Source organism: Vibrio limimangrovi (genome assembly GCF_054064025.1).
In genome coordinates this window covers 66,128-77,889 of record NZ_JBSUGF010000018.1, presented here as the reverse complement: position 1 = coordinate 77,889, position 11,762 = coordinate 66,128, and the positions used below count along the sequence as shown (strand labels likewise).

General features: G+C 46.9%; 13 protein-coding genes and 1 pseudogene. 6 read left to right on the top strand and 8 right to left on the bottom strand.

Features of this window, described 5'->3' with window-relative positions:
• Positions 1–141 precede the first annotated feature (141 nt).
• Complete coding sequence (locus ACWYU8_RS20340) at positions 142–690, top strand: gamma carbonic anhydrase family protein (RefSeq protein ID WP_457521564.1); 549 nt, start codon at positions 142–144, stop codon at positions 688–690.
• Between the two features lie 16 nt (positions 691–706).
• Here ACWYU8_RS20340 and ACWYU8_RS20335 read toward each other — a convergent pair whose 3' ends face one another.
• From ACWYU8_RS20335 to ACWYU8_RS20320, 4 genes are all read right to left on the bottom strand, one after another.
• Positions 707–970, bottom strand: coding sequence for a DUF1488 domain-containing protein (locus tag ACWYU8_RS20335; protein WP_457521563.1), 264 nt, complete (start codon positions 968–970; stop codon positions 707–709).
• A 3-nt stretch (positions 971–973) separates the two neighbouring features.
• The gene (gene aroE, locus ACWYU8_RS20330) at positions 974–1,807 is read right to left on the bottom strand and encodes a shikimate dehydrogenase (protein WP_457521562.1); all 834 of its coding nucleotides are present in this window, start codon (positions 1,805–1,807) and stop codon (positions 974–976) included.
• Between the two features lie 102 nt (positions 1,808–1,909).
• On the bottom strand, positions 1,910–2,827 hold the full coding sequence (gene hemF, locus ACWYU8_RS20325) for an oxygen-dependent coproporphyrinogen oxidase (RefSeq protein ID WP_457521561.1): 918 nt from the start codon (positions 2,825–2,827) through the stop codon (positions 1,910–1,912).
• Between the two features lie 48 nt (positions 2,828–2,875).
• Complete coding sequence (locus ACWYU8_RS20320; RefSeq protein WP_014233380.1) at positions 2,876–3,433, bottom strand: L-threonylcarbamoyladenylate synthase; 558 nt, start codon at positions 3,431–3,433, stop codon at positions 2,876–2,878.
• Positions 3,434–3,621: 188 nt separating this feature from the next.
• Here ACWYU8_RS20320 and purE point away from each other — a divergent pair, with 188 nt between their 5' ends.
• Both purE and ACWYU8_RS20310 read left to right on the top strand, forming a co-directional pair.
• Positions 3,622–4,107 carry a 5-(carboxyamino)imidazole ribonucleotide mutase gene (gene purE, locus ACWYU8_RS20315; protein WP_457521560.1) on the top strand — a complete coding sequence of 162 codons (486 nt, stop codon included), beginning with the start codon at positions 3,622–3,624 and terminating at the stop codon, positions 4,105–4,107.
• 4 nt (positions 4,108–4,111) lie between these two features.
• Positions 4,112–5,245, top strand: a complete 1,134-nt coding sequence (locus ACWYU8_RS20310) for a 5-(carboxyamino)imidazole ribonucleotide synthase (protein ID WP_457521559.1) — start codon at positions 4,112–4,114, stop codon at positions 5,243–5,245.
• A 61-nt stretch (positions 5,246–5,306) separates the two neighbouring features.
• On the opposite strand, the gene ACWYU8_RS20305 is transcribed toward ACWYU8_RS20310, so the two are convergent.
• The 4 genes and pseudogenes from ACWYU8_RS20305 to ACWYU8_RS20290 form a co-directional block, all read right to left on the bottom strand.
• Positions 5,307–5,876, bottom strand: coding sequence for a topoisomerase DNA-binding C4 zinc finger domain-containing protein (locus ACWYU8_RS20305; RefSeq protein ID WP_457521558.1), 570 nt, complete (start codon positions 5,874–5,876; stop codon positions 5,307–5,309).
• Positions 5,877–5,954: 78 nt separating this feature from the next.
• The gene (locus ACWYU8_RS20300) at positions 5,955–6,434 is read right to left on the bottom strand and encodes a DUF494 family protein (RefSeq protein WP_457521557.1); all 480 of its coding nucleotides are present in this window, start codon (positions 6,432–6,434) and stop codon (positions 5,955–5,957) included.
• Between the two features lie 2 nt (positions 6,435–6,436).
• Positions 6,437–7,546: a DNA-processing protein DprA gene (gene dprA / locus ACWYU8_RS20295; RefSeq protein WP_457521556.1), complete on the bottom strand. Its 1,110-nt coding sequence runs from the start codon at positions 7,544–7,546 to the stop codon at positions 6,437–6,439.
• Between the two features lie 103 nt (positions 7,547–7,649).
• Positions 7,650–8,729 (bottom strand): annotated as a pseudogene (locus tag ACWYU8_RS20290) (LysM peptidoglycan-binding domain-containing protein); the annotation flags it as partial.
• Between the two features lie 138 nt (positions 8,730–8,867).
• On the opposite strand from ACWYU8_RS20290, the gene def reads away from it, so the two are divergent.
• The 3 genes from def (at position 8,868) to rsmB (ending at position 11,733) form a co-directional block, all read left to right on the top strand.
• Positions 8,868–9,386, top strand: a complete 519-nt coding sequence (gene def / locus ACWYU8_RS20285) for a peptide deformylase (protein WP_457521555.1) — start codon at positions 8,868–8,870, stop codon at positions 9,384–9,386.
• Positions 9,387–9,419: 33 nt separating this feature from the next.
• Positions 9,420–10,367 carry a methionyl-tRNA formyltransferase gene (fmt, locus tag ACWYU8_RS20280; protein ID WP_457521554.1) on the top strand — a complete coding sequence of 316 codons (948 nt, stop codon included), beginning with the start codon at positions 9,420–9,422 and terminating at the stop codon, positions 10,365–10,367.
• 82 nt (positions 10,368–10,449) lie between these two features.
• The gene (gene rsmB / locus ACWYU8_RS20275; protein WP_457521553.1) at positions 10,450–11,733 is read left to right on the top strand and encodes a 16S rRNA (cytosine(967)-C(5))-methyltransferase RsmB; all 1,284 of its coding nucleotides are present in this window, start codon (positions 10,450–10,452) and stop codon (positions 11,731–11,733) included.
• Positions 11,734–11,762: the final 29 nt, after the last annotated feature.

Below are 11,762 nucleotides of genomic sequence, written 5' to 3'. Positions count from 1 at the left end.
GGATTGCGATCACATTGGCAAGCCCTTTTTCAGTTTTCTTTTGATTTTTTTATCGTTTGAGTGTTTTTTATTCTAAAAGGCGAGTTTTTACTACTCTTCTACCCCTATATACCCTTTAATCGCCCTTAATAAGGAGAAAAGATGAGTTCAATAAGAAGTTATAAAGGTATCAAGCCGCAACTTGGTGAGCGAGTTTACATCGACTCAACATCTGTTTTAGTCGGTGAAATCATCATTGGGGACGATTCTAGTGTTTGGCCGTTGGTTGCAGCACGCGGTGATGTCAATCATATTCACATTGGTGAGCGCACAAACATCCAAGATGGCAGCGTTTTGCACGTTACACACAAAAATAAAGAAAACCCAAATGGCTACCCGTTGATTATTGGCAATGATGTCACCATTGGACACAAAGTGATGCTACACGGTTGTGAGATTCATGATCGCGTACTAGTGGGGATGGGTGCGATTGTTCTCGATGGCGTGGTAATTCAATCTGAAGTGATGATTGGCGCTGGTAGTTTGGTACCACCGGGAAAAGTATTGGAAAGTGGTTATCTCTATGTGGGTAGCCCGGTAAAACAAGCACGCCCCCTATCAGAAAAAGAGCGCGCTTTTTTACAAAAGTCTTCGGATAACTACGTGCAGAATAAAAACGACTACTTAAATGAAGTAGAAGTCATTAGTTAGCGATTCGATAACCTAATTATTCAATAATGATGTGGCCTTCTTCATTGAAGGCTTCATCTTCTATAAGCTCTTCAGCAACATCTTCGAGATCAAATCGACAGGCGATAAATGCCGTTATTGCTTGTTGCTCACCTTCAACGGCCAACCCGCTCATTTTTGCAAGCTTCTGTTTTGTTACGTAGCATTCGATAAGTGCGCCAGATTGCTGTGCAGGAAAGTTTACCGATTGTGATGTCTCATCCCACGACTGGATATCTGGGAATAAAATGGATTGGTTCATCGACTACTGACCTTCAAGGTTTTTTCTTAATTCACGTAAAATCTGTTTGGCTCCCGGACGCAAACCACGCCACAGCATAAAGCTCTCAGATGCTTGGCCCACCAACATGCCTAAACCATCATAGGCATGAACAGCACCATGCGCCTTTGCCCACTGGTTAAATGTGGTATCACCTTTGCCATACATCATGTCATAGCTTGTGCTGTTGGCCGCGAAGATAGTAGGCGATATATCAGGAAGCTCTCCACTCAACGAAGCAGAGGTCGAGTTGATAATGACATCATACTCTTCAGTAATAGTACTCATCTCTTTCGCTGTCACTGGCCCATAAGCGGCAAACAACTCCGCTAGCTCTTCTGCTTTGGCAAAAGTACGATTGGTGACCGTTAAAGAAGCAGGTTTTTGATCAAGTAATGGATTGATGACGCCACGAGATGCTCCACCGGCCCCAATAATCAGGATACGCGCCCCTTCTAAAACGACGTGATGCTGAAGCAAGTCTTGCACTAAACCAGCACCGTCGGTGTTGTCACCAATGATTTCACCATCATCCAGCTTCTTTAGTGTATTCACAGCTCCGGCAAGCTGAGCACGCTCGGTTAATCGAGTGGCGAATTGATATGCCTCTTCCTTAAAAGGTAAGGTGACGTTACATCCTTTACCGCCTTCAGCAAAAAACATATTTACCGTTTCTAGAAATCCATCCACAGGAGCACATTCAGCTGTATAAGTCAGTGATTGATTCGTTTGGCGAGCAAAGAGTGTGTGAATAAATGGCGACTTGCTGTGCCCAATAGGATTACCAAACACGGCATAGCGATCGATTTGCTGAGTCATTTCCTTACCTTTATTCCTTACCTTAATATAGAGAAAAACAGGGCCATCTGATTAAAGATGACCCTATCACTATCTATCTATATAGAAAAGGAGATTCAGCGCTTACCACTCGCACGGTTTTAGGTATCGCTCGTAAAGCTCAGCTTCGGGCGTTCCGGTTTCAGGTTGGTAGCTATATTCCCAGCGAGCTAATGGTGGCATCGACATCAGTATCGACTCGGTACGCCCACCACTTTGCAATCCAAACAGAGTGCCACGGTCATACACCAAGTTAAACTCAACGTAACGGCCACGACGGTACAACTGAAACTCACGCTCACGCTCACCGTATTCGATGTATTTACGACGCGCAACGATTGGCAGATAAGCCTGACAGAAACCTTCTCCCACCGCTTTGATGTAATCGAAACACTTATCGAACTCCCAATGGTTCAAGTCATCAAAGAACAAACCACCGACACCACGAGTTTCGTTTCGATGTGGAAGGAAGAAGTATTTATCACACCACGCTTTGTGCTCTGCATAGACTTCCTCACCGAATGGGGCACAGATAGCTTTCGCCGTATCGTGCCAGGATTGACAGTCTTCCTCGAAAGGATAGAAAGGAGTCAGGTCGAAACCACCACCAAACCACCAAATCGGCTCTTCTCCCTCTTTTTCTGCGATAAAGAAGCGCACATTGGCATGTGACGTCGGCACATACGGGTTTTTAGGGTGAATAACCAAAGAGACACCCATCGCTTCAAAACGGCGCCCCGCTAATTCAGGACGATGAGCCGTTGCTGACGCTGGCATTTCTTTCCCTTCAACGTGAGAAAAGTTCACTCCACCCTGCTCGAATATGTGACCATCACGGAGAACTCGTGAACGGCCACCACCACCAAGACGCTCTCCCGGCTCACGATGCCACGCATCTTCGACAAAGACGGCCTTTCCATCTTCTTGTTCTAACTGCTGGCAAATGGAATCCTGAAGCGACATCAGGAACTGCTTTACGGCATGCTTATCGATTGCTGACATACGTTATTACCTATTATCTGGTACCTATTTGAAGACTGGTAGGCAGGGTTAGCCCTGTCTTAATATTTGTGAGGTTTTAGCGTCACGAATCTCACTTGGCTTATCACGACCGCTGGTTTCACCACGAAGAATAGCCACGAGCTTGTCACCTAGCTGCTGCTCAACTTCTTCCGTCGTCATACAAGGCGGCAAGCCTGAAAGATTCGCGCTGGTAGAGGTTAACGGCTTTCCGAATGCATTACACATCTTTTGCACCAAAGGATGATCAGTCACACGAACTGCAATTGAATCAAACTGTCCTGAAACCCAATTAGAGACTTTATCGCTCGCAGGCATGATCCAAGTGTAAGGACCAGGCCAGGTGGCATGGACTTTATCTAACTGCGCTTGCGTCAGCTGAGATTCGTCAATGTAAGGTAATAGCTGATCGTAGCTGGCAGCAATGAGGATGAGCCCCTTTTCTACCGGGCGCTGTTTTAGTTCCAGCAATTTCTGGATTGCCTCTGGATTATCAGGATCACACCCGACGCCAAAAACACCTTCTGTTGGATAGGCAATTACTTCGCCTTGCTGTAGTGCGTTGAGCACCTGTTCAAAGTTATCCACCGATTACTTCCTGATAGTCTGACTGTATTATTTTCACTAAGTGTACAAATATTCATTCTCAGAGACTAAGGCAATTTTTCACTATCACATTCTCAAAGGCGCGCAAACGTTTGCTTGCGATAAAAATCCCCGTATAATGCGCACAAATTTATCAGCTCACCTAATTTTGCAGATTGAAGGAGTTTGAGATGAAAGTCGGTATCATCATGGGTTCTAAATCAGATTGGCCAACCATGAAACTAGCAGCGGACATGCTGGATCAATTTGGCGTGTCTTACGAAACAAAAGTGGTGTCAGCTCACCGTACTCCTCAACTATTGGCAGATTACGCAAGCAGTGCGAAAGATCGCGGTATCAAAGTGATCATCGCAGGTGCGGGTGGCGCTGCTCACTTGCCAGGTATGGCTGCAGCATTCACTAGCTTGCCAGTACTTGGTGTTCCGGTTCAGTCACGTGCACTGAAAGGAATGGACTCTCTACTGTCTATTGTACAAATGCCAAAAGGTATCGCGGTCGGTACGTTGGCGATTGGTGAAGCAGGCGCAGCAAACGCTGGCATTCTGGCGGCACAAATTCTGGGTACACATGATGAAAGCATCATGGCCAAAGTAGAAGCGTTCCGTAAAGAACAAACAGAAACCGTACTGGCAAACCCAAACCCAGCTGAGGATTAATCGGATGCATGTACTGGTTCTTGGAGCAGGTCAGTTGGCTCGTATGATGTCTCTGGCTGGTGCACCTCTAAATATTCAAATCTCTGCTTACGATGTGGGTAGCGGCAATATCGTTCACCCTCTTACTCAACATGTGCTTGGTCATGGTCTGGAAAATGCCATTGAACAAGTGGATGTGATCACAGCGGAATTCGAGCATATCCCTCATGATGTGCTCGACATCTGTGAAGAGAGTGAAAAGTTCCTTCCGAGTACAGAAGCGATCAAGGCAGGTGGTGATCGTCGTCTTGAAAAAGCCCTACTCGACAATGCTGGCGTGCGTAACGCAAAATACTACGTGATTGAAACACGTGAAGATTTTGATCGTGCCATTGAACACGTTGGTATGCCAATGGTACTGAAAAGTGCACTTGGCGGTTACGATGGTAAAGGCCAATGGCGCTTGAAAGAAGCTTCTCAGGTAGAGGCAATCTGGACAGAAATGGCCGAGTGCATCGCAGCAACACCAACTCAAGCTATTGTGGCTGAGGAGTTTGTACCATTTAACCGTGAGGTATCTTTAGTTGGTGCTCGTGGTAAAGATGGCAGTGTTGAAGTATATCCACTGGCAGAAAACGTGCACACCAATGGTGTTCTGAGTCTTTCAACTGCTATTGACGCGCCAGAACTGCAAGTGCAAGCCAAGCAGATGTTCGCAGCGGTAGCAGACAGCCTGAATTACGTCGGAGTACTGGCACTAGAGTTCTTTGATGTTGATGGTACTTTGTTGGTGAATGAAATTGCCCCACGTGTGCATAACTCGGGTCACTGGACACAACAAGGTGCAGAAACCTGTCAGTTTGAAAACCATCTGCGTGCAGTGTGCGGTTTACCACTAGGCAGTACCAAACTGATTCGCGAAACCTCAATGGTTAATATTCTCGGTGAAGACACCTTACCAGCAGCGCTATTAGCAATGGATGGTTGCCATATTCACTGGTATGGCAAAGAGAGACGTGCAGGTCGCAAAATGGGCCACATCAACGTATGTGGTGACTACCCTGGAGAACTACATCGCAGACTGTGCGCGTTAGCCGATGTGTTGGATGAGGTCGCCTTCCCTGCTGTACATGCTTTTTCCAAGCAGTCACAGGATTAAAATCCTGCTGAAAAACTACAAAGGGTCGCATCGTGCGACCCTTTTTAATTGGTAGTTTCGTTTACTGAACTTGCGTATGCTGACACTTGCGGTTGGCGCATTGCAGTTTCACACCGCTGGTCGATTTCTTCTCCACCAGCAAAGTAAAACCACACTCTTCGCAGCGACCTTTGACCGGCGGTAAATTCACTGCAAACTTACACTTTGGATAATTATCACAGGCATAAAACGTCTTGCCGAAGCGCGTCTTACGTTCAACTAAATGCCCTTTGCTACATTCAGGACAAGCATGCTGCTCCTGAGACTGCTTTTCTGCTTCAGGCTGGTTAATCGACTCTATATGATGGCAAGCCGGGTAATAACTGCATCCGACAAACATCCCGTAACGTCCCTGACGCAACACCAGTTCATGGCCGCACTCAGGGCACGGCACCCCCAGTTCTTTTACGATGTGGCCATCATTGTTGTGCAGTGCTTTGATGTAATCACACCCTGGATACTGGCTGCAACCGAGGAATGGACCGTGTTTACCGTGCTTAAGAGTAAGCTCTCCTCCACACTTTGGACAAGGCTCATGTTCCAGAGCATGTTCATGGGCAGAGAAAAGGTTGTTGTCGATTTTACTACTCATACTTACCGTTTACTTGAAAGAGACCAAACAGACAAGTTCTTGCTCTACGAACGGAACTCGAACTTGCCTGGGTTGGGTTTAATGAAGAATCCCTTGTTCCTTGGTATATAACAGCTCTTCCATCAGCGTATAAGCATTTTCATTGCCTGGTACATTAAACAGCACCATCAGAATGATCCATTTGAGGTCTTCAAGCTCAAACTCGTTCGTTTCCAGGCCCATTACTCGATCAATCACCATTTCACGAATTTCTGTCGTCAATACATTGATTTGCTCGAGGAACAATAGAAAGCCTCGACATTCTAAATCCAAACGCTGCATCTCTTTCGCAGTGTAGATACGAGTCGATGACGACGCGATACAAGCCGAGATTGCAGAAGATGTATCACTTTGCTGCAGCGCAGCGAGCTCTTCTAACCAGACAAGGGCTTTGTAGATATCTTGTTGCTGGAAACCTGCTCGAAGCAGTTCATCTTCCAACTCGTCTTGTTCGACCTGTAACTCTGCATCGCTATGGATGTAGGTTTCGAATAGATACATCAGTATATCCATCATCATAGCTAGCCCCTCCCCTTACGAATATAGCCACCTGAAACTGCAACAATATGCCCCGAGAGCTCTAGCTCTAAGAGCTGCATCATGACTTCCTGGACAGGTATATTGGTCCTGTTTGCAAGAATATCAACCGGTGTAGCTTCACTTCCTACGTTAGCTAACAGCTGAGGAAATGGCAATTCTTCTTCATCATTTAACGCAGAAAATAAATCTAAGCTCTGATTAACAGACCAATCGAGTAGCGACTGTATTTCATCAAGTACGTCTTTGGTTTTTTCTACCAGGCAGGCACCATGGCGAATTAAATGGTTACCACCACTGGCATTTTTAGCATGAATAGAAGTAGGCAAAGCGAACACTTCTCGTCCTTGCTCAAGAGCATAACGCGCCGTAATCAGAGAGCCACTTTTTTCTGCGGCTTCCACGACCAAAACACCTAGCGACAACCCACTGATGATTCGGTTTCGGCGCGGGAAGTGCTCAGCTCGGGGTTTTGCATGAGGGCGAAATTCTGAGACCAGAGCACCGTTTTCTGCAACTCTCAGTGCCAGTCCGCGATGGCGGACAGGATAAATATTCTCTAACCCAGAACCAAGTACTGCAATTGTCTTACCACCCGCTTGCAGGGCCCCATCATGAGCATGACCATCAATCCCCAATGCCAAACCACTGGTAACGACGAGATCATTGTGCACTAAGTCTGCGGCAAAATGACGAGCATGCTGCAAGCCGTCAATACTGGCGTTACGACTTCCTACCAAGGCAATCTGTGGCTGAGATAAACAGGTTTGCTCTCCTTGAACAAACAACAATGGTGGAGGTGCAACAATCTGTTTAAGTAAAGGAGGATAAAGCGGATCGTCTAAGGTAAGAATATGATGACTTGAAGAGAGCGCTCTCCAAGCGAGACAAGCATCAACCTCTTTATCGACTGATGCCCAAGCCTGGAGTTGCTTCTGGCTTAAACCAAGACGTTGTAAGTATTCATGAGAGGAGTTGATAATATTTCTTGGTGACGCTTTGGCCAGAAGCTGATTCATTCTGACTCCACCTATGCCTGGCAAGCAACTTAGCTTTAACCAGGCAATCAGGTCATTCTCACTGAGTTGTTTCATCGGGGTCTGACACTTCCGAGGCTGACTCTTCCGTAACTGGCACTTCCGGAACTAGTGTTTCTGTAACTAGCTCTTCTGCAGCCGACACTTCTGTGACGGCCATGTCCGTGTCTGGCACTTCTGTCAGAGGCGAAATCACCGCCACCTCATTATTGATAGGTTTCGTACTGTTAGTGATCAAAGCTAAGCTGAAATGTTCATAAGGACGGATCACCAGTAACTCGCCTACTTTACTTTGTGGCAGGGTAATCGCCTTATCGAACAAACCCGCCTCTTTTGTAAAGCCATCGCCATCGCGATAAACCGGATGAGCCTCTTCTTTGAGATCAAAAACACTGCCCTGCTTCAGCTTATCTGCCGATCCTTTATCAATCACAACAACCTGATTAGTAGAGCTAAAGCGGACACCTTCAATATTACCCAATAATCTAGCAGAGGTGCCATGAGGTGACGGCACTGGATAGAATGTTGTGGTAAAGCCTCCGCTCTCCATCATTTGATTTGGCAGAGCAATGTCATTTCTGAGGATTTCTTGCAGCTGCGAGGTTATCTTCAAACCCGAATACCCTCCTGATGCCTCGACCAACTCTCCTTTTGCAATCAAGCGCAATGCGGTGATTTCCTTTGATATATCTTCTCGGGAAAAAGTCTCCACAGGACGGTAAATCGCCCACTCTGTCGCCGTTTGCTCACCGCTGATATACAGCACATTTTCAGCGGTCAGATATTTCCCGTCCTTGGTGCTGCCCATAACCTTGACTGCATTATCCAACGTCTCTTCATCCACCAGTCGATCAGAGCTGAGATAAGGCATAACTAATCCTTCCGCCACCGTTGGGACAGCCTTTTTCTCTGTTATACGTGCCTTTGGGCTCAGCATCTTAACGGGTTTTAAGCTGAGTACTGGCTGTCCGTTAACCCACACCAATGACAATTTATCTCCGGGGTAAATTAAGTGCGGATTCTCAATCTCTGGGTTAATTTTCCACAAACGAGGCCACAACCAAGGACTATCCAGATACAAAGCAGAAATATCCCACAATGTGTCACCTTGTACGACAACATAGGTCTGCGGTGCATCAACTTTAACAGCGAGTGGTTTGTAATCCGCGTCAGCGGTGGCATTGAGAGAGAAAAATAGCGGTAGCATAATACTGGAAACGTTGCGGAAAATTCGTTTCATGACCCTCGTCCTTGGTCTGTTAAGCAGTAACCAGAATGGAAATTAATGCAAGGATGCTGTCATTTAGGTCATAAAATGTCTAGAATTGAGCCAACAAGGTTTGTGCTGTTTCGGCACAGTTCAATATTTCGAGTGAATATGTCTGTATTACAAGTATTAACATTTCCAGATGATCGCCTGCGCACAGTCGCTAAGCCTGTTGAAGCGGTGACACCTGAAATTCAAAAAATCGTCGATGACATGATCGAAACCATGTATGACGAAGAAGGTATTGGCCTTGCTGCAACGCAGGTTGATATCCATCAGCGTATCGTAGTGATTGATATTTCAGAAACTCGTGATGAGCCAATGGTGCTTATCAACCCTGAAATTCTGGAAAAGCGCGGCGAAGATGGCATTGAAGAAGGCTGTCTATCGGTACCCGGTGCTCGTGCACTTGTACCTCGTGCGGCTGAAGTTACCGTTAAAGCACTGGATCGTGACGGCAAAGAATTTACCTTTGACGCTGACGACCTGCTAGCGATTTGTGTTCAACACGAATTGGATCACCTACAAGGTAAATTGTTTGTTGATTATCTATCGCCACTGAAGCGTAAGCGCATTCAGGAAAAACTGGCGAAGATCAAACGCTACAACGAGAAGCAGCTAAGCGCTTAATCGCGAACCATACCAATAAGAAGGAAGTCTACCTTGAGTCAGTCTTTACGTATTGTCTTTGCAGGTACTCCGGATTTCGCCGCCCGTCACTTGGCGGCGTTATTGTCTTCGGAGCACGAAGTCATTGCAGTTTATACTCAACCAGACCGCCCTGCGGGTCGCGGTAAAAAGCTTACTGCAAGCCCGGTTAAAAACATTGCACAAGAACACGACATCCCGGTTTATCAACCAGAGAACTTCAAATCAGATGAAGCGAAACAAGCGCTGGCTGATCTGAACGCCGATATCATGGTCGTTGTAGCTTATGGCCTTCTGCTACCACAAGCAGTATTAGACACGCCTAAGCTCGGTTGTATTAATGTACACGGTTCTATCCTGCCTCGCTGGCGTGGTGCGGCACCAATCCAACGTTCTATCTGGGCGGGTGATGCAGAAACTGGCGTAACAATCATGCAGATGGATATTGGCCTGGACACGGGTGATATGCTGAAAATCGCGACACTGCCAATCGAAGCGACGGATACCAGCGCGTCTATGTACGAAAAGCTTGCCGACCTTGGCCCGCAAGCACTGATTGACTGCCTGACCGATATCGCTACAGGTAAAGCAGTTCCGGTTAAGCAAGATGATGAGCTCGCGAACTACGCGAAAAAGCTCAGCAAAGAAGAAGCTCGCATCAACTGGAGCGATGATGCTGCGCACATTGAACGCTGTATACGTGCATTCAATCCTTGGCCTATGAGCCATTTTGAAGCGGCTGAAAACAGCATCAAGGTTTGGCAAAGCCGAGTGGCGGAGCAAACCAGCGATAAGCCAGCTGGCACGATTGTACAAGCAGACAAAACCGGTATCTACGTGGCAACAGGCAATGGCGTATTAGTTTTGGAACAACTGCAGGTTCCGGGTAAAAAAGCCATACCGGTTCAGGATATTCTGAACTCGCGTGCCGCTTGGTTTGAAGTTGGCACTCAACTGATTTAAGCCATATAGGGTGAGTTATTCCCCCTGATAATACGAACTTTTAGAGGGCAGAGATGCCCTCCTTTACTTTAAGGTACTCATCATGAATGTTCGCGCTGCGGCTGCCAACGTCTTGTATCTTGTCGTCGACAAGGGCCACTCTCTTTCCAGCGCTCTTCCAGCGGCTCAACAAACCATCCGACCTCGTGATCACGCTCTTCTGCAAGAGATCTGTTACGGTGCGCTGCGCTATCTGCCTCGCTTAGAAATGATCGCCAGCCAATTAATGGATAAGCCTCTGAAAGGCAAACAACGTGTATTTCATCACCTGATTCTGGTTGGACTTTATCAGCTAAGCTTTATGCGTATTCCAGCTCATGCAGCGGTTGGCGAAACGGTTGAAGGTACAAAAGATCTTAAAGGTCCTCGCCTGCGTGGTCTGATTAATGCGGTGTTACGCAATTACCAACGCAACCAGGAAGAACTTGACGAGATTGCAGTCAGCAACAACGCAGGCAAATATGGTCACCCAAGCTGGTTACTCAAACTGCTGCAAGACGCTTATCCGCAACAGTGGGAAAATATTGTCGAAGCCAACAATCAAAAAGCGCCGATGTGGCTGCGCGTGAACCACCAGCACCACACTCGTGATGAATACCTGGCACTGCTTACAGATGAAAGCATAGAGGCCACACCACACACAGAAGCGATGGACGCGCTAAAATTGGCAGCGCCATGCGATGTGACCAAACTGCCTGGATTTGATAAAGGCTGGGTATCGGTACAAGATGCAGCGGCTCAGTTGTCGATTCACTACCTGAAACCAAAAGATGGTGAACTGATTCTGGATTGCTGCGCGGCACCGGGTGGCAAAACCGCACATATTCTTGAGCGTACATCCGGCAGTGAAGTGGTCGCGATTGACTGTGACGACACCCGCCTGAAACGCGTACATGAAAACCTGAAGCGTCTCAATCTTCAGGCAAAAGTGGTTTGTGGCGATGCACGTAATCCTCAAGAATGGTGGCAAGGTGAACAATTTGACCGCATCTTGCTAGATGCACCGTGTTCTGCGACGGGTGTCATTCGCCGTCATCCTGATATCAAATGGCTACGACGTGCCGACGATATTGCGGCATTAGCAGAGCTACAAAGTGAAATTTTCGATGCCATGTGGACACAGCTAAAACGAGGCGGCACAATGGTTTACGCAACTTGCTCAATTACTCCACAAGAAAACGTAGAGCAAGTGAAAGCGTTTTTAGCTCGCACCAATGATGCGAAATTGCTAGATTCTGATCCCGAACAGCCTGGTCGTCAAATTCTACCAGGCGAAGAAGATATGGATGGTTTCTACTACGCAGTGCTAACCAAAACACACGCGTAACAGCATGCTAAATAGGGCGATTGGAGTCA

Bases quoted from the DNA above. Each gene is read 5' to 3' on its own strand.
- ACWYU8_RS20340 (WP_457521564.1), top strand. From the start codon at position 142: ATGAGTTCAATAAGAAGTTATAAAGGTATCAAGCCGCAACTTGGTGAG.
- ACWYU8_RS20335 (WP_457521563.1), bottom strand. From the start codon at position 970: ATGAACCAATCCATTTTATTCCCAGATATCCAGTCGTGGGATGAGACA.
- aroE (WP_457521562.1), bottom strand. From the start codon at position 1,807: ATGACTCAGCAAATCGATCGCTATGCCGTGTTTGGTAATCCTATTGGG.
- hemF (WP_457521561.1), bottom strand. From the start codon at position 2,827: ATGTCAGCAATCGATAAGCATGCCGTAAAGCAGTTCCTGATGTCGCTT.
- purE (WP_457521560.1), top strand. From the start codon at position 3,622: ATGAAAGTCGGTATCATCATGGGTTCTAAATCAGATTGGCCAACCATG.
- ACWYU8_RS20310 (WP_457521559.1), top strand. From the start codon at position 4,112: ATGCATGTACTGGTTCTTGGAGCAGGTCAGTTGGCTCGTATGATGTCT.
- ACWYU8_RS20305 (WP_457521558.1), bottom strand. From the start codon at position 5,876: ATGAGTAGTAAAATCGACAACAACCTTTTCTCTGCCCATGAACATGCT.
- ACWYU8_RS20300 (WP_457521557.1), bottom strand. From the start codon at position 6,434: ATGATGATGGATATACTGATGTATCTATTCGAAACCTACATCCATAGC.
- dprA (WP_457521556.1), bottom strand. From the start codon at position 7,546: ATGAAACAACTCAGTGAGAATGACCTGATTGCCTGGTTAAAGCTAAGT.
- def (WP_457521555.1), top strand. From the start codon at position 8,868: ATGTCTGTATTACAAGTATTAACATTTCCAGATGATCGCCTGCGCACA.
- rsmB (WP_457521553.1), top strand. From the start codon at position 10,450: ATGAATGTTCGCGCTGCGGCTGCCAACGTCTTGTATCTTGTCGTCGAC.